Here is a 15,885-nt window from a genome sequence, read left to right on the forward strand (position 1 = left end):
AACGCCTCATGGCGAGGCGGAAGGCCCCTCACGCGGTATCTCCAGTAGCGTTTCTGCCCCCGACCTATTCTCGAGTCGCCGCTTTGTCCCGCAGGCTGGGGCAGCACAGCCGTCAAATCGCTGTTCATTGCAATAAGGAGGAACGATCCCACAACAGTCTAGGAAGCGTCTGCTAAGCGTTCTCTCGGTTGCTCGGTAAGGTTCGTCACACCCTTTCAAATCCGGGTAGATACGGCCGGGCAAGGACGAACGATGAGTAAAGCAAAATCCGGTGAGCCCCAGGTTTGGGAGCGCCATGGTGGCGACTGGGGCTATAGGAGGCTGCGGGATATGACCCCAGCCGAGCTGGCCAAGCGCGAAGTCGATCAACAACGCCACGACGCCATGCTCGGCAGGCAGGACGCTTACATGAAGGCGCGTCTGGCCCAACTGCACCAAGAGCACGCTCCCGCCATACGAGGCTGCGTATTCACCAAATCCTGCAAGTTACCCGATGCGGTTATCGACTACTGCAATCCAACCGGCTACATCCCTACGGAGCTTGTGAAAGAGTACGGCACGGTGACGCTGCTGGGTGGGCGCCAGGTAGATGAGTCGGGACGCGTACCGCTGAAAAGAATCACCGGTGCGTTGCCGGCCAGCTTCGGAACGTTCGCCCTGGGCGGGACGGCATTGAGCGCAATCGGTACAGGCACCAGTGCCGCTGTCGGCGCGATCTCCGCACCTTTGGCGGCCGGAGCGCTGCTGGGGCTGGTGGGCTTGTTGGCGCCTACCAGCCTGGGTGACGGCTCACTCTACACCGAAGATCAATTGCGCTCCCTGGAACAAGCTCGCACCCGTGTGCGCTTGCATATCGAAACTCGAGCCGACGGGACGTTGAAAGGGTATGGCTACAACACCCAGGTGCGGCCCGACTGGGAAATGATTCCGGTGGTGACTTTCCAGGTTCGCGGCGACCTCTATGTCGCGGACTTTGGCGATGGGGTCGAATTGATCTGGACGCCAGCGCAGGATCCTTCGGCGACGCTGGGAATACCGGCCTTGGAGGCCGCTCCCCAGGCCCCACCTATCTGGATCTTTCCACCGACTCCTGCGGCGGACAGCATTATCGTCAATCCGATTTATCCACCGGAGTACAAGGATTTCATTCTTGTGTTTCCAGCGGATTCCGGGGTTTCGCCGCTGTACATAGTTTTTAGTGTTCGGCGTAAAGGGTTGCCGGACGTAGGGCATGATTACCATGTCGCACCCAAGGTGACGGAGATTGCAGGGTTCCCAGACTTAAGAGTTGTTAAAAAGAAGACTCCTCGCCAGGGAGGCGGCGGCTTTCGAGAGCGGTGGGCCGATAAAAAAGGCAGAATAATTTATGAGTGGGATTTCATGCACGGCGAACTTGAGGCATACCGTGCGAGCGATGGAAGTCATTTGGGGGCCTATGATTATTTAACGGGCGAGCAAATTGATGGTCCCAAACCAGATCGTAATATCAAAAAATATTTGTGAGGGAATGATGGGTTTAAAACTCAAATTGGATTGGTACGACAAGGAAACCGAGCTTGGTGAGGGGCGTGAGTACACCAAGGATTTTGGCGATGATCCTTGGGTGATGGATGCTCTCGGTGTTCCGGTCGAGGATAATATAAATGTAGGCGGTTTTAACGTGATTGACGAGTGGGTCGCAATATTGCAACCCCATTTTGAACACGTTCTTGATTTGTCTGGCTACGACTATCAAGTGTCATTTGATTATCGGGATGTTTGGTGAGCATAAATTAAACTCTGTTCAGCTTGCTTGCATCACACGCTGTAAACAAACCAAGTTCACATTAAACCTGGGGCGTCGGGCCATGCTCTACACAGTTGAAGCTTTTTACAATAATACTGGGTTGCTCGCTTTTGAAGAGAGGGTTCCCGAGGGTTATGACGAGGTTCTGAGGGGGATTATGGGCTGGGCTACTGATCAGCAAGGGTGGGAGGGCTATGATTTGACAAGGTATCAGCTTGAAAGCTTAGAAACGATATTGGGGAAAAGTATTTATGATCCTGTTCTTCTTTTTCAAATGAGTTGTAGTTGTCATGCTTAGTAAGCTGCATGGTTGATATTTTTTAAGGGATTAAGTGTCTGCTGAAAAGCTTTAGCAGATTAGGCGGGTGATGAAAATGGAAGAGAAGTTGGGGAGTGGGGAAAATTTCAGTGTGCTGGGTTTTTTCCAGGTAAGGAGGGTGTGGTATTTGAGCAATGCATCCACTTGTCGGTGGAACAGCTTATGCCTGTGATGCAATGGGGAGTTGCCGAAAATCACGTTGGCGCGGACTTTAAGCTTTCTGCAAAGCAAGTGTTGGAAAGTGAAACGGTTGGGAAGGATAACCTTCTCCAAGGAATTGGATCTTTACTTAACGTCGTATGGTTGACTATCTTCTGGTTATGGTAAAGCGAGGGTATCCATCTGATGAATGCCCGCCATCACACGAATAAATTTCAAAAAAAGTCTCACGCTGACTAAGGTGAAGGCTGTCTTTGGATCGCCAACAAGAGAGCAAACATGAGCCAGACACCCTTCGATATTCAGCGCGCCGCCGTGGTCGGTGCAGGCACCATGGGGCGGGGCATTGTGATGTGCCTGGCCAATGCCGGAGTGGCGGTGCAGTGGGTTGACAACAATCCACAGATGCTTGAGCAGGCTCTGGTCGCGGTGGCGGAGACCTACGCCCATGGTGTGCGTCAGGGACGTATTGACCAGGGCGAAGCCGATGCCCGGATCGCGCGGGTCACCCGCGCAGACGACTACACGGCAATCCGCGACGTGGACCTGGTGATCGAGGCGGTGTACGAAAACCTTGATCTCAAGCAAAGCATCTTCCGTGAGCTCGATAGCCTGCTCAAACCCGAGGCGATCCTGGCAAGCAACACCTCGGCGCTGGACATCGACGCCATCGCGGCCGTCACCGGCCGCCCCGGCCAAGTCCTGGGGCTGCACTTCTTCAGTCCGGCGCACATCATGAAACTGCTGGAAGTCGTTCGCGGTGCCCAAACGTCCCAGGCCGTGCTGGAGGCGGCGCTGGCGTTGGGCAAGCGCATGGGCAAGGTCAGCGTGGTCTCGGGCAATTGCCACGGTTTCATCGGTAACCGGATGCTCCACCCTTATGTGCTGGAGGCTCGCAAGATGCTGCTGGAGGGCGCATTCCCTCATCAAGTGGATGCGGCCTTGCAAGGCTTCGGCTTTGCCATGGGCCCGTTCCGCATGTATGACGTGGTTGGCATCGACCTGGAATGGCGGGCTCGCGAGTTGGCGGGCAAAGGTCAGGATGCGCCCGAGGTGCAAGTGGACAACCGCTTGTGCGAGCTGGGCCGGTTCGGCCAGAAAAGCGGCAATGGGTACTATCACTATGAACCTGGCAGCCGTCAGGCCGAACAGGATGTCGAGGTCGACGCGCTGGTGCAGGAGGTCAGCGAAGCACTGGGTTTCCAGCGTCGCGAGATCAGCCACGAGGAAATCCTGGAGCGCTGCTTGCTGGCGTTGGTCAACGAAGGGGCGAAGATCCTGCAGGAAGGCATTGCCGCGTCGGCCCACGACATAGACCTGGTTTACCTCAACGGCTATGGCTTTCCCGCAGACAAGGGCGGGCCGATGGCCTGGGCGGACAGCCAAGGGCTTGAAGACATTCATGCTCGCCTGCTGGCGCTCGAGACGAGGCAGGGCGACCATTGGCAGCCTGCACGCCTGATCGGCGAACTGGCCATGCAGGGCAAGGGTTTTGCCCAACGCTAGGCCGCCGCTCCCGTGAACCCTTCGACAATCGCAAAGGACACCTGATGCCGCAACGTAGCGAATACCCGCATCTGCAAGCCATCACCACGCGCTGGCACGACAATGATGTGTACGGTCACGTCAACAACGTCACCTACTACAGCTTCTTCGACACGACGGTGAACACCTACCTGATCGAAGTGGGCGGCCTGGATATCCATGAAGGGGACGTGGTGGGGTTCGTGGTGAGTTCGGCCTGCGATTACTTTGCGTCGATCGCCTTTCCAGACCGGATCGAAATCGGCTTGCGGGTGGGCAAGCTGGGCAGCAGTTCAGTGCAGTATGAATTGGCGGTCTTCAAGGTGGGCGAGGAGGAGGCCTGTGCGGCGGGGCGCTTTGTCCACGTGTTCGTGGACCGGGTGTCGAATCGACCCGTGGCCATTCCAGACCGGTTACGCGGGGCGATGGAGCGACTGCTGGTCTGAAACGAAAAATCGCAGCGTGCGATTAGGCGCTGGGGGAGCGCTGCGCAGGCTGCGATTTTTATCGCTGTAGCAATCAGCGATCAGTCGCGGTAGTGATGGCGATGCTTGCGATGCCCGTAGGCATGGCCGCGGCCGGGGTGACCGTCACGGTAGTAGCGGCGATCGCCACGGCGCCCTTCATAGCGACGATCATCATCGTCGTCCTTGCCCATGTAGTTACCCAGCGCGCCGCCGGCGCCACCGCCCGCTGCCGCGCCGATCAGGCTGCCGGTGCTGCCGCCGACACTGCGACCAACCACGTTACCGCCGGCTGCGCCCAGTGCGCCGCCGATGGCTGCTTCGCCACGGCTGTGTTTGTCTGCGCCAACTGCACTACCACCCGCGCCGCCCAGGGCTGCGCCGATAGTGGAGCCGGTGTTGCCGCCCAGGGACTGGCCGACGACCGAACCCAAAACCCCGCCCAATGCGCCGCCAACGCCTGCTTCGGCAGTACCGCCAGCAGAAGCGATGCCACTGACCAGGCCAAGGGACAACAAGAGAATGGAGGAGAACTTCATAGAGGAGCCTCAAAGGGATGACGGCGCGATCCTGAGGCTGGCTTCGCTTGGTGACAATCGAAATCCGACGAGTAGCACGACTTGTGCACAATTCTCTAAGTTATTGTTTTTAGGGCGGAACTTAAGGTGTTTTGGCCGGTCTTTAGCTACTTCAGACAGGCCGTTTTCTTAGGAAAACGGCCTTTTTCGTGGGCGCTGGAAAATTCCCGTGGCGAGGTCGCAGGCGCCCTCGCCATCGGTATGATCAGGCCGACTTGGCCAGGATCAGGCCATTCTCGCTCGCCGCTTCCAGGCGGATCGCCACGAACTTCGACGTCGGCGTGTGGCTGTCGTCACCGGTGCTTTCCAGCGGCACCAGGGGGTTCACTTCCGGGTAATAGGCCGCGGCCTGCCCGGCAGGAATGTCGAACGCGAGCAGGGTGAAGCCTTTGACCCGACGCTCGCGGCCATCATCCCAGAGCGAGACGATATCGGCCTTCTGCCCTGGCTTGAAGCCCAGGCGAATGATGTCCGCCTCGTTGACGAACAACACGTCCCGCTGGCCCTTCACGCCACGATAACGGTCGTCGAGGCCGTAGATGGTGGTGTTGTACTGATCGTGGGAGCGCATCGATTGCATGATCAGGTCGGGCTGTTGGCCGGTGGAGCGAGTGCGTTCATGCACCAGGTCGGCCGGCAGCAGGTTGGGTTTGAAGTTGGCCCGGCCCGAGGCAGTGTTCCAGCGACGCGCGCCGGCGCTGTTACCCAGGTAGAAACCACCGGGGTTCTGCAGCTTTTCGTTGAAGTCCTTGAAGCCCGGCACCGTGTCGGCGATCAGCTCGCGAATGCGGTTGTAGTCGGCCGCCAGCCAGTTCCAGTCCACCGGACGGCTGCCCAGCGTGGCGGCGGCGATGCCGGCGATGATCCAGGGTTCGGAGCGCATCTGGTTGGACAATGGCTGCAACTGGCCCTTGGAGGCGTGGACCATGCTGAAGGAGTCTTCGACGGTGACTGCTTGCGCGCCTTCGGTTTGCAGGTCGATGTCGGTGCGGCCCAGGCACGGCAGGATCAGCGCTTCTTTCCCGTGGGCCAGGTGGCTGCGGTTGAGCTTGGTGCTGATCTGCACGGTCAGGTCGCAGTTGGCCAGGGCCTCGAAGGTCCGACGGCTGTCTGGCGTGGCCTGGGCAAAGTTGCCGCCCAGGGCGATGAAGACTTTCGCCTCGCCGTTGGCCATGGCATGGATCGCCTCGACCACGTTGTGGCCATATTCGCGCGGTACCTTGAACTGGAAGCGCCGCTCCAGCGCGTCGAGGAAGGCCGTCGGCGGGCGTTCGTTGATGCCCATGGTGCGGTCGCCCTGGACGTTGCTGTGGCCGCGTACCGGGCACAGGCCAGCGCCTGGCCGGCCGATGTTGCCGCGCAGCATCATCAGGTTGGCGATTTCCTGGATGGTCGCTACCGAATGGCGATGCTGGGTGATCCCCATCGCCCAGCACATGATCACGTTCTTGCTCTTGGCGTACATGCGCGCCGCTTGCTCGATTTCCACCAGGGACAGGCCCGATTGCTCGACGATCTGTTCCCACGGTGTGTCGTCGACCACGGCCAGGTAATCCAGCACGTTGACGCTGTGTTCATTGAGGAACGCGTGGTCGAACACCGCTGGAGCGCCAGCCTTCTGGGCGTCACGCTCCCATTGCAGCAGGAACTTCGCCATGCCGCGCAGGATCGCCATGTCGCCACCCAACGCCGGGCGGAAATAGGCGGTGTTAGTCGGCTTGTCGCCGTTGGTGAGCATTTCGAACGGGTGCTGCGGATGCTGGAAACGCTCCAGGCCGCGCTCCTTGAGCGGGTTGATGCACACCACCTGGGCGCCGCGCTTTACTGCCTCGCGCAGCGGTTCGAGCATCCGTGGGTGGTTGGTGCCGGGGTTCTGGCCCCAGACGAAAATGGCGTCGGCGTGCTCGAAGTCATCGAAGGTCACCGTGCCCTTGCCCACGCCTACGCTCTGGGACAGCGCCACGCCGCTGGCTTCGTGGCACATGTTCGAGCAGTCGGGGAAGTTGTTGGTGCCGTAGGCGCGGACGAACAATTGATACAGGTAGGCCGCTTCGTTGCTGGCCCGGCCCGAAGTGTAGAACTCGGCCTGGTTCGGGTTGGAAAGCCCTTGCAGGTGCTTGCCGATCAGGGCGAACGCCGCTTCCCAGCCGATGGGCGTGTAGCGATCGGTCTCGGCGTCGTAGCGCATCGGCTCGGTCAGGCGGCCCTGGTATTCGAGCCAGTAGTCACTTTGCTCCAACAGCGAGGTCACGCTGTGCTTGGCGAAGAAGGCCGCATCGACGCGGCGCTTGGTGGCTTCCCAGTTCACCGCCTTGGCACCGTTCTCGCAAAACTTGACCATGCCGCTTTCCGGCGAGTCACCCCAGGCGCAGCCCGGGCAGTCGAAACCACCGTTCTGGTTGGTCTTGAGCATCATGCGGATATTTTTCAGCGCGTTATCGCTGGTCAACCAGGCTTGGGCGACGCTGATCAGCGCGCCCCAACCACCGGCCGGGCCCTTGTAGGGCTTGTAGCGCGGAACGGGTTTCTGGTCGGCTTGTTGATGATTGCTCACGCGTGATTCTCCATCGCAGGGCTGTAGACCCGCGGCGCACTTTTTTGCGGCAGGTGGATAAGGTTGAGGTTGTGTTGACGGGCCCATTGCACGGCAAGGCCGGTGGGCGACGACAGGCTGACCAGGGTCTGGATGCCGGCCCGCAGCACTTTCTGGATCAGTTCGAGGCTGCAACGGCTGGTGACGATCGCCACGCCACCGGTGACCTGGATCCGTTGCCGGACCAGGGCACCGATCAGCTTGTCGAGGGCGTTGTGCCGGCCAATGTCTTCGCGGCCCAGCAACAGTTCGCCCTGGGCGTTCATGAACAGCGCGGCGTGAACCGCACCGCAGTATTGGCCCAGTGGCTGGAACTGGCCGATGCGCTGACGCAGGCCTTCGAGCCATGGCGCGGGCGGCAACGCGGCACCGGGCAAGACCTTGAGGTTCGGCAGCGCCTGTTCCAGCGCTTCCACGCCGCATAATCCGCAGCCGCTGGTGCCCGCCAACTGCCGGCGTTGCTGCTTGAGGTTCCAGAACGCGCGGTTGGCGATGGTCACCTGGGCAGACTGGGCCGAACCACTGCCGCTCAGTTGCAGGTCGTAGATGTCGGATGCGTCTTCGATGATGCCGCTGCCCAGGCTGAAACCGACGATGAAGTCTTCCAGGTCGGTGGGGGTGACCAGCATCACGGCCTGGCTGATGCCGTTGTAGGCGATCGCCAACGCCACTTCCTCGGCCAGCGCGGCGCTGTCGGCTTGGGAGTGGTCCAGGTTGACGTATTGATAGCTCTGGCTCGCGGTGGGCACGGGTGCTTGCACCGCGGGCACCGGGCAGGCCGGAGGCTTGGTTTTCATGACATCACCGATGTGTGGAATAGTGACAAGACTAAATGCGGCAATCTGCCACGTCTAATCGCTATTACTGATCTATCAATAGATGACGTCGATCAAGAAGCTGTCGCTGATTTCTGATAGAGCGCGAAACAGGCTTCCGCCAGCGCCGAGCGGGGGGCGCCACGCCGCATGATCATCCCCAGCGGCACCAGGGTGTGCGCGCTGTCGATGGGTTGGATGCGCAAGTCTTCGGTGAGGACGTCCAGGCCGCTGTCCAGCGGCATTACCGCGCAGCACAGCCCGCCGTGCACCGCTTGCAACAATTGATGCACGGCGTCGGTTTGCAGCAGCGGTTGCGGCGTGAGGCCCCGGCTGTGGAAGTGGTAGTCGATGGACTGGCGAAAATGCATGCCGCTGGTGAGCATGCCCAACGGCAGTTCAATCAACGCTTGCCAGCTCAGCGCCTGTTCGCCGAAGAAGAAATACCGCTGGTCATACAGCAGGCCCATGCGGGTCTGGCTGAAGGGCAAGGCCTCGAAGCGTTCGTTGTCCAGGCGTTCCAGGTAGGAAATGCCCAGGTCGATGCGGTTGTTCGCCAGTTGTTCGAGAATCTGTTCGGAGCTCAGGGACGACAATTCGAAACGCAGGTTGGGGTGCTCGTCGTGCAGGCGCTGCATCATCGACAGCGGGTCGAAGTCCGACAGCGGCACCACGCCCAGGCGCAGCGTACCCGCCAGGTTGCCACGACAGGCCGCCGCCTCCGCCAGCAGGCCGTCATGGGCGGCCAGCACCGTGCGTGCCCAGGCCAGCACCCGCTCTCCCGGGGCAGTGAAGCCTTCGAAGCGCTGGCCGCGGTTGACCAGTGGCAGGCCGAGTTCTTCCTCGAGGCTGCGCAGGCGCATCGACAGGGTGGGCTGGGTGATGTGGCAGCGAGCGGCGGCTTGGCCGAAATGACGGGTTTCATCCAGGGCGATGAGAAATTTCAGCTGCTTGATGTCCATCTTCGCTCCAGCGCGCGGGAAGATTCGGATTCTAGCGCTTGTGCGTGACGGGGTCATTGGTCGGCTTGGCGTCGGGTTCGCCTGGCTTGGTCTAGTCTTTGGCGTCTGGATACCTAATCAAGGAGCGTGTGCCATGAGTCTTTTTAGCTTTGTGAAGGAAGCAGGTGAAAAGCTGATCGACCTGCTGACGCCTGGCAATGCTGATGCGAGCGAGCAGTTGAAAGAACACATCAACAAGGTCGGTCTCGGTAATCCGAATGTGCATGCCACCATCGAAGGCGATACCGTCACCGTCACCGGTGAAGTGGCAAGCCAGGAAGAGAAGGAAAAAATCCTGTTGGCGGTGGGCAATATCGCCGGTGTCGGCAGTGTCGACGACCAGATCACCGTCACCGGTCCGGTGGCCCAGGCGGCACGTTTCGTCACGGTGAAAAAAGGTGACACCCTCAGTGCGATCGCCAAGGCCGAGTACGGGGATGCGAACAAGTACAACAAGATCTTCGAAGCCAACAAACCGCTGCTGTCGCACCCGGACAAGATCTATCCGGGGCAGGTGTTGCGTATTCCTGAGTAACCGATACCTGTGGCGAGGGCGCTTGCTCTCGCTCGGCTGCGTAGCAGTCGCATTTTTGGAGAGCGCTGCGCACTGGAGCGCCAGCCCAGTCCAGCGGGAGCAAGCGCCCTCGCCACATTGATCGCGTCAGAGCCCTTCGATGAGCGTTCGGTAATCCACCAACGCCGCGAATTCACCCGTGTCCTTCGGCCCTTTGCGGCTGTCCGGTTCGCTGACGGCCAACAGGTGCGCCACGCCGAAATCCCGGGCGCTCCGCAGCACCGGCAAGGTGTCGTCGATGAAAAGGCTGCGGGCCGGGTCGAAGTTCAGGTCGGCTTGCAAGGCGTCCCAGAATTGCCGGTTTTCCTTGGGGAAGCCGTAGTCGTGTGAGCTGATCAGGCGCTCGAAGTAGGGCGCCAACTCGATGCGTTCCAGCTTCAGGGACAGCGAATCGCGGTGGGCATTGGTGATCATCACCACCCGCTTGCCCGCCTGCTTGATGGCCGCCAGGAAGGTATCGGCGTCCGGACGCAAGGCTATCAGGTGAGCGGTTTCCAGTTTCAATTCGCGCACCGGCAATTTCAGCTCGGTACTCCAGAAATCCAGGCAATACCACTGCAACTGGCCAGCGTTGCGCTCGAACAGCGGTTGCAGCTCCATCTCGGCCATCGCGCGGCTCACGCCGTGCAGTTCGGCGTAGCGCTGGGGCAGGTGTTCCATCCAGAAATGGTTGTCGTAATGCAGGTCCAGCAAGGTGCCGTCCATGTCCAGCAGCACCGTGTCGATCTCGTGCCAGGGCAGCAAGGCCATAAAACTTCTCCAGCGGTAATCGGATATCCGACACAAACAATCAGAATAGGCCGGGTATAGTAGCCCGCTATCGCCCAGGGAGCCGTATATGCGCCAGAAACCCACCATACTCGATCGCCGCATCGTCGCCACCAGCCGTCTGTTCTGCGTGGAAGAGCTGAAGCTGCGTTTTTCCAACGGCGTGGAGCGCGCCTACGAACGCCTGGCGAGCAAGGGTGCGGGTTACGGCGCGGTGATGATCGTGGCGATGCTCGACGCCGACCACGCGGTGCTGGTGGAAGAGTATTGCGGTGGCACCGATGCCTATGAGCTGTCCCTGCCCAAGGGCTTGATCGAGCCGGGTGAGGACGTGCTGGCGGCGGCCGAGCGCGAGCTCAAGGAAGAGGCTGGCTTCGGCGCGCGTCAGTTGGAACACCTGACCGAACTGTCGCTGTCGCCGGGCTACATGAGCCAGAAGATCCAGGTGGTGTTGGCGACCGACCTGTACGAAGAGCGGCTGGAGGGCGATGAGCCCGAGCCGATGCGCGTGGACAAGGTCAACCTGCATGAACTCTCGGCCCTGGCGCAAAACCCGCAATTCACCGAGGGGCGTGCCCTGGCGGCGTTGTACCTGGCCCGTGACCTGCTGACCCAACGCGGAGCCTTTTTTTCATGAATTTCCCTCATCCCCTGATGGCCCCCGTGGTGGCGCTGGCGCTCAAGGCCGGCGAGGCGATCCTGCCGTTCTGGCGCGCTGACGTGCAAGTCACCCAGAAGGCCGACGAGTCGCCGGTGACCGCCGCCGACATGGCTGCCCACGATGTGATCGTCGCCGGGCTGGCGGCGTTGGCCCCGGACATTGCGATCCTGTCCGAGGAGGACGCCAATATCGCCCAGGATGTGCGCGCCGGTTGGCAGCGCTGGTGGCTGGTGGACCCGCTGGATGGCACCAAGGAATTCATTTCCGGTAGCGAGGAGTTCACCGTCAACATCGCCCTGATTGAACAAGGGCGTGTGGTGTTTGGCGTGGTGTCGATGCCCACCACTGGCCGCTACTACGCAGGTGGCGCGGGTCTCGGGGCCTGGCGCGGCGACAAGGGCGGTGACCCCGTGCCTGTCGCGGTGCGCAACTCGCTGGCGCCGGGCGAGGCCTTTACCGTGGTCGCCAGTCGTCGCCATAGCAGCCCGGAGCAGGAGCGCCTGTTGCAAGGCCTGAGTGCCAGCCTGGGTGAGTTGCAATTGACCAGCATCGGCAGTTCGTTGAAGTTTTGCCTGGTGGCCGAAGGCGCGGCGGATTGCTATCCACGCCTGGCGCCGACGTCCCAATGGGACACCGCCGCCGCCCAGGGTGTACTGGAAGGGGCCGGTGGCGAGGTGCTGGACTTGAGTGGCGAGCCGTTCTGCTACCCACCGCGGGAGTCGCTGCTCAATGCATCGTTCCTGGCGTTGCCGGCGAAGGCGGCCTGGCGGGCGACACTGCTGGAGTTGGCGCGTTCCTAGCCGCTTCCATTCTTTGTGGCGAGGGGATTTATCCCCGTTGGACTGCGCAGCAGTCCCAAAAAGCAGGGCCGCTTCGCGCCCCAACGGGGATAAATCCCCTCACCACAGGGTTGCAGGGTGCCAAAGTCAGCGATGCAACACGTACTGCCCCTCGAACTGCACCGCCGGGTCCTTGCTCGCGGTGTTCAGCACCCGCGTCTGCAAGGCGATGCGCGCCCGGCCATGGCGGCGGTAGGTGGCGAGGAAGCGTTTCCAGGTGCTTTCCTGCGGCGCGTCGCAAATCACGCTCGCATCGCCGGTGACCGGCAGCGGATAGCTGATCTGCCCTTCCTGGATCACGATATGCCCATCTTCGATGCCTTCCTCGCGCAGGGCCAGGTGCAGCCAGCCCCAGCCGCCGAGCACCGCGCCGCAATACAGGCTGCCGCCGAACATGGTGCTCTTGTGATTGACGTTGGCGTCCAGCGGCAGGAACAACCGCAGTTGCCGGGCCTGCCAATCGACGACCTCCAGGCCCATGTCCCGTGTCAGCGGGATGTCGTGGTGCAGGATCGATTCCAGGTAACGCGTGTCGCGGTTCATCGAGGGGCCTCTGGCGGGACAGGAAGGTGGCGGTAACGCCGATGTCTCAATCGGCTTCGTCGGCGGCGCCGTGGCTAGTGTCGCCGAAGCTCAACCCGTGCTTGCGCAGCTTGTCGTGCAAGGTCTTGCGCGGGATGCCCAGGGCTTCGGCGAGGCTGCGGACCGAGCTGTGGGGACGCGCCAGCTCGGCGGCGATCAGGGTTTTCTCGAAGTTTTCCACCTGTTCGCTCAAGCCGCCACTGACCATCGCGACCGGTTCGCCGGGACTGCCGTCCGGCGCGCTGTTGTCCAGGGCCAGTTCCAGGCCCAGGGCAAAGCGTTCGGCGGCGTTCTGCAGTTCGCGCACGTTGCCTGGCCAACTGTGACGCAGCAGCAGCGCCCGCTGCGCCGGCTGCAATTCGTGGGGCGGCAGGCCGTGACGGGCGCTGGCCTCGTTGGCAAAGTGCTGGAACAGCACCAGGGCATCTTCGCCCCGCTCGCGCAGCGGTGGAATGCGCAGCGGCGCGACGTTCAAGCGGTAGTACAGGTCGGCGCGAAAACGTCCCTGGTCAGCGGCCTGACGCAGGTCTTCCTTGGTGGCAGCGATGACACGGATATCCAGCGGGATCTGCTGATTGCCCCCCAACCGTTCCACCATGCGTTCTTGCAGCAGGCGCAGCAGCTTGACCTGGACGTCCAGGCTCATGCTTTCGATTTCGTCGAGAAACAGCGTGCCACCGTTGGCGAATTCAAACTTGCCGATGCGGCGTTTCTGCGCGCCGGTGAACGCGCCGGGCTCGTGGCCGAACAATTCGCTCTCCACCACCGATTCGGCCAGGGCTCCGGCGTTGATCGCCACGAAGGGGCCGTTGCGGCGTGCCGAGAGGTCGTGCAGAGCGCGGGCGACCACTTCCTTGCCGGCGCCGGTTTCACCCAGGATCAGCACGTCGGCGCGGGTGGCCGCCAATGCGCCGATCTGTTCGCGCAGGCGCAATATGGGCGTCGACTGGCCCACCAGCCGGGCGCTGAGCTCGTGCCGATCGCTCAGGGCCAGGCGCAGGCTACGGTTTTCCAGTACCAGCCGACGCAAGGACAGGGCACGGCGCACGCTGTCGAGCAGGTGGTCGCTGGCGAAGGGTTTCTCCAGGAAGTCGTAGGCCCCGGCACGCATCGCCTGCACCGCCAGCGGCACGTCGCCGTGGCCGGTGATCAGCAGCACCGGCAGCTCCGGGTCCTGGGCGTGCAGCTCGCTCAGCAGTTCGAGGCCGTCCATGCCCGGCATGCGGATATCGCTGACCACCACGCCAGGCCAATCACGGGGCAATTGCCCGGCCACGCCCTTGGCTTCGGCCAGGGGCAAAATCTTCAGTCCGGCCAGGTCGAGGGTCTGGCTCAAGGCCTGGCGCAGGTGGGGATCGTCGTCGATCAGCACCACCTCAATCCGGTTATCGATGGTCATACACTACGGTCCTCGGACGGTTGCAGGCTCACTCCGGGCGCGCCGGCGCGCAGCTTCAGGGTGATCAAGGCGCCGCCCTCCTTGTGGTTGGCGAACGACAGTTCGCCCCCGAAGGCGCGCATCAAGGTGTCGCAGATTGCCAGCCCCAGGCCAAGGCCCTGGGTCCGGGTCTTGGTGGTATAGAAGGGTTCGCCGGCGCGGCCCAGGGCTTCCATGCAGAAGCCTGGGCCGTTATCGCGGATGTACAGGTTGACGCCGGTTTCGGTGGCCTGTGCGCTGAGCCAAAGTTTGCGCGGCGGGCCTTTCTCGGTGAGGGCGTCGAGGGCGTTGGCCAACAGGTTGCCCAGGACCTGGCGCAAGCGGGTTTCCCCGGCCTCGACCCAGAGCGTCGCGGCCGGCAGGTCGCGAATCAACTCCACCTCCATGCTGCGGCGGCGCTTGGCGAGCAGCGCCAGCGCGTCGTCTAGCGCCGGCTGCAAGGCAACGCTTTCCGGGGCGTGGCGGTCGCGGCGGGCGAAGGCACGCAGGTGCGCGATGATGGAGGCCATGCGCCCGGTCAGCTCGCTGATCAGCTTGAGGTTGCCCCGGGCGTCGTCGGTGCGCTGGTGGTCGAGCAGGATCTCGGCGTTTTCGGCGTAGCTGCGGATCGCCGCCAGCGGCTGGTTGAGTTCGTGGCTGATGCTCGCCGACATGGTGCCCAGGGCCGACAGTTTGCCGGCCTGCACCAGGTCATCCTGGGCCCGCACCAGCTCCTGCTGGGCCTGCTCGCGCTCCAGCACTTCCTGCTTGAGCCGCCGGTTCAGACCTTCCAGGTCGCTGGTGCGCTCGGCGACCCGACCTTCCAGTTGGTGACGCGCCTTGGCTTCGAAGGCGATCCGGTCCAGATAATGGCGCCGACGCTGCATCATCAGCCCAAGCAGCAGCATCAACACCAGCAGCGCCGCACCGCCGATTGTGAGCACGGTGCGCACCGGTCGGTCGATCAACGTGCGAGGGGCGAGGATGCTCACGCTCCAGCCCGTCTCCTCGATGGACTGGGTCTGGGTCAGCCAGGCGTTGTCATCCAGGTTCAGTGGCTTGGGATCGCGGGTCGGATAGGGCTGCACGGCGCTGATGGCCTTGCGTTCGTCCTCGCTCAAGGGACGCGTCGCGCGAAAGCGCCAGTCTTGCCGCGACGTGAGAATGACCACGCCGTTGTGATCGGTAACCAAGAGTTGTTCCGGGGTTTTGCCCCACAGGCTTTCGGTGTGGTCCAGGTCGACCTTGACCACTAGCACGCCAATGACTTTTTCGCGATCGCGCACCGCGGCAGCGAAGAAGTAACCGCGCTTGGCCGAGGTGGTGCCCAGGCCGAAGAAGCGCCCCAGGCGTCCGGCCATGGCCTCGATGTAGTACGGGCGGAACGCGAAGTTGCGGCCGACGAAGCTGTCGTGCTTATCCCAGTTCGAAGCCGCCAGGGTCTTGCCGTTGGCGTCCATCAGGTACATGACTTCGGCGCCGGTCTGGGTGCTGATGTTTTTCAGCAGCCGGTTGGCATTGCCTTGGGTGACCCCGTCGTCCGGGGCCGACAGCGCGGCGCGCAACGCCGGCAGGTCGGCGAGGATCTGCGGCAGTACCTCGTAGCGGTGCAGGGTGCCCAGCAGGTTGGCGACGTAGAGGTCCAGGGTCTGGCGGTTCTGCCCGGCCAGTTCGCTGCGGTAATAACGCTCGGCCAGATGCTCCAGCGGCCACAACAACGGCGCCAGGCACAGCGCAAGCAAGGCCAGGCTGCGCCAACGGGGTCTGCGGGGAAGGGTGGAGTTCATGAGCATCAGGCGCCTGTG

15 protein-coding genes are annotated in these 15,885 nt (G+C 62.1%); 7 read left to right on the plus strand and 8 right to left on the minus strand.

The window, feature by feature from the left end; translation table 11 throughout:
- The first annotated feature begins 252 nt into the window (after positions 1-252).
- The 4 genes from V3H56_RS01310 to V3H56_RS01325 all read left to right on the plus strand — a co-directional run bounded on the left by V3H56_RS01310 (position 253) and on the right by V3H56_RS01325 (position 4,234).
- The gene (locus tag V3H56_RS01310; protein WP_338474118.1) at positions 253-1,503 is read left to right on the plus strand and encodes a colicin E3/pyocin S6 family cytotoxin; all 1,251 of its coding nucleotides are present in this window, start codon (positions 253-255) and stop codon (positions 1,501-1,503) included.
- 7 nt (positions 1,504-1,510) lie between these two features.
- Complete coding sequence (locus tag V3H56_RS01315) at positions 1,511-1,765, plus strand: colicin E3-like toxin immunity protein (RefSeq protein ID WP_080964292.1); 255 nt, start codon at positions 1,511-1,513, stop codon at positions 1,763-1,765.
- Between the two features lie 778 nt (positions 1,766-2,543).
- Positions 2,544-3,770: a 3-hydroxyacyl-CoA dehydrogenase gene (locus V3H56_RS01320; RefSeq protein ID WP_047736204.1), complete on the plus strand. Its 1,227-nt coding sequence runs from the start codon at positions 2,544-2,546 to the stop codon at positions 3,768-3,770.
- Between the two features lie 44 nt (positions 3,771-3,814).
- Complete coding sequence (locus V3H56_RS01325) at positions 3,815-4,234, plus strand: thioesterase family protein (RefSeq protein WP_338474119.1); 420 nt, start codon at positions 3,815-3,817, stop codon at positions 4,232-4,234.
- Between the two features lie 80 nt (positions 4,235-4,314).
- Here the strand turns inward: V3H56_RS01325 and V3H56_RS01330 are convergent, their stop codons facing one another.
- The 4 genes from V3H56_RS01330 to V3H56_RS01345 all read right to left on the minus strand — a co-directional run bounded on the left by V3H56_RS01330 (position 4,315) and on the right by V3H56_RS01345 (position 9,200).
- Positions 4,315-4,791 (minus strand): glycine zipper domain-containing protein, encoded by a 477-nt coding sequence (locus V3H56_RS01330; RefSeq protein ID WP_042729430.1) that lies wholly within the window; start codon positions 4,789-4,791, stop codon positions 4,315-4,317.
- A gap of 244 nt (positions 4,792-5,035) precedes the next feature.
- The gene (locus V3H56_RS01335) at positions 5,036-7,384 is read right to left on the minus strand and encodes an FdhF/YdeP family oxidoreductase (RefSeq protein WP_338474120.1); all 2,349 of its coding nucleotides are present in this window, start codon (positions 7,382-7,384) and stop codon (positions 5,036-5,038) included.
- Entirely contained in the window at positions 7,381-8,220 is an 840-nt protein-coding gene (gene fdhD / locus V3H56_RS01340) for a formate dehydrogenase accessory sulfurtransferase FdhD (RefSeq protein WP_047736201.1), read from the minus strand. Before fdhD ends, V3H56_RS01335 begins: the two co-directional genes overlap by 4 nt.
- Before the next feature lie 92 nt (positions 8,221-8,312).
- Complete coding sequence (locus V3H56_RS01345) at positions 8,313-9,200, minus strand: LysR family transcriptional regulator (protein ID WP_042729433.1); 888 nt, start codon at positions 9,198-9,200, stop codon at positions 8,313-8,315.
- Between the two features lie 133 nt (positions 9,201-9,333).
- Between V3H56_RS01345 and lysM the strand changes: the two genes are divergently transcribed.
- Positions 9,334-9,774, plus strand: a complete 441-nt coding sequence (gene lysM, locus V3H56_RS01350) for a peptidoglycan-binding protein LysM (RefSeq protein WP_047736200.1) — start codon at positions 9,334-9,336, stop codon at positions 9,772-9,774.
- A gap of 126 nt (positions 9,775-9,900) precedes the next feature.
- Here lysM and yrfG read toward each other — a convergent pair whose 3' ends face one another.
- Positions 9,901-10,563, minus strand: coding sequence for a GMP/IMP nucleotidase (gene yrfG, locus V3H56_RS01355; protein ID WP_042729435.1), 663 nt, complete (start codon positions 10,561-10,563; stop codon positions 9,901-9,903).
- Positions 10,564-10,651: 88 nt separating this feature from the next.
- Between yrfG and nudE the strand changes: the two genes are divergently transcribed.
- Together nudE and cysQ are read left to right on the plus strand one after the other, a co-directional pair.
- Entirely contained in the window at positions 10,652-11,218 is a 567-nt protein-coding gene (gene nudE / locus V3H56_RS01360; protein WP_047736199.1) for an ADP compounds hydrolase NudE, read from the plus strand.
- The gene (cysQ, locus tag V3H56_RS01365; protein WP_338474121.1) at positions 11,215-12,042 is read left to right on the plus strand and encodes a 3'(2'),5'-bisphosphate nucleotidase CysQ; all 828 of its coding nucleotides are present in this window, start codon (positions 11,215-11,217) and stop codon (positions 12,040-12,042) included. Before nudE ends, cysQ begins: the two co-directional genes overlap by 4 nt.
- Positions 12,043-12,168: 126 nt before the next feature.
- On the opposite strand, the gene V3H56_RS01370 is transcribed toward cysQ, so the two are convergent.
- From V3H56_RS01370 to V3H56_RS01380, 3 genes are read right to left on the minus strand one after another with little or no spacing between them, the layout of a single operon-like run.
- Positions 12,169-12,624 carry a YiiD C-terminal domain-containing protein gene (locus tag V3H56_RS01370; RefSeq protein WP_042730480.1) on the minus strand — a complete coding sequence of 152 codons (456 nt, stop codon included), beginning with the start codon at positions 12,622-12,624 and terminating at the stop codon, positions 12,169-12,171.
- 46 nt (positions 12,625-12,670) lie between these two features.
- Complete coding sequence (locus V3H56_RS01375; RefSeq protein ID WP_047736196.1) at positions 12,671-14,062, minus strand: sigma-54 dependent transcriptional regulator; 1,392 nt, start codon at positions 14,060-14,062, stop codon at positions 12,671-12,673.
- The gene (locus V3H56_RS01380) at positions 14,059-15,867 is read right to left on the minus strand and encodes a cache domain-containing protein (protein ID WP_042730491.1); all 1,809 of its coding nucleotides are present in this window, start codon (positions 15,865-15,867) and stop codon (positions 14,059-14,061) included. Before V3H56_RS01380 ends, V3H56_RS01375 begins: the two co-directional genes overlap by 4 nt.
- Positions 15,868-15,885: the final 18 nt, after the last annotated feature.

Origin of the sequence: Pseudomonas sp. MS646 (assembly GCF_036693845.1) — a bacterium.
In the GTDB taxonomy this organism is placed as follows: domain Bacteria; phylum Pseudomonadota; class Gammaproteobacteria; order Pseudomonadales; family Pseudomonadaceae; genus Aquipseudomonas; species Aquipseudomonas chlororaphis_E.

Excerpts from the sequence above, each read along its gene's own strand:
- yrfG (WP_042729435.1), bottom strand. The coding sequence starts at position 10,563 with ATGGCCTTGCTGCCCTGGCACGAGATCGACACGGTGCTGCTGGACATG.
- V3H56_RS01375 (WP_047736196.1), bottom strand. The coding sequence starts at position 14,062 with ATGACCATCGATAACCGGATTGAGGTGGTGCTGATCGACGACGATCCC.
- nudE (WP_047736199.1), top strand. The coding sequence starts at position 10,652 with ATGCGCCAGAAACCCACCATACTCGATCGCCGCATCGTCGCCACCAGC.
- V3H56_RS01370 (WP_042730480.1), bottom strand. The coding sequence starts at position 12,624 with ATGAACCGCGACACGCGTTACCTGGAATCGATCCTGCACCACGACATC.
- V3H56_RS01380 (WP_042730491.1), bottom strand. The coding sequence starts at position 15,867 with ATGAACTCCACCCTTCCCCGCAGACCCCGTTGGCGCAGCCTGGCCTTG.
- V3H56_RS01315 (WP_080964292.1), top strand. The coding sequence starts at position 1,511 with ATGGGTTTAAAACTCAAATTGGATTGGTACGACAAGGAAACCGAGCTT.
- V3H56_RS01345 (WP_042729433.1), bottom strand. The coding sequence starts at position 9,200 with ATGGACATCAAGCAGCTGAAATTTCTCATCGCCCTGGATGAAACCCGT.
- cysQ (WP_338474121.1), top strand. The coding sequence starts at position 11,215 with ATGAATTTCCCTCATCCCCTGATGGCCCCCGTGGTGGCGCTGGCGCTC.
- lysM (WP_047736200.1), top strand. The coding sequence starts at position 9,334 with ATGAGTCTTTTTAGCTTTGTGAAGGAAGCAGGTGAAAAGCTGATCGAC.
- V3H56_RS01330 (WP_042729430.1), bottom strand. The coding sequence starts at position 4,791 with ATGAAGTTCTCCTCCATTCTCTTGTTGTCCCTTGGCCTGGTCAGTGGC.
- V3H56_RS01320 (WP_047736204.1), top strand. The coding sequence starts at position 2,544 with ATGAGCCAGACACCCTTCGATATTCAGCGCGCCGCCGTGGTCGGTGCA.
- V3H56_RS01310 (WP_338474118.1), top strand. The coding sequence starts at position 253 with ATGAGTAAAGCAAAATCCGGTGAGCCCCAGGTTTGGGAGCGCCATGGT.
- V3H56_RS01325 (WP_338474119.1), top strand. The coding sequence starts at position 3,815 with ATGCCGCAACGTAGCGAATACCCGCATCTGCAAGCCATCACCACGCGC.
- fdhD (WP_047736201.1), bottom strand. The coding sequence starts at position 8,220 with ATGAAAACCAAGCCTCCGGCCTGCCCGGTGCCCGCGGTGCAAGCACCC.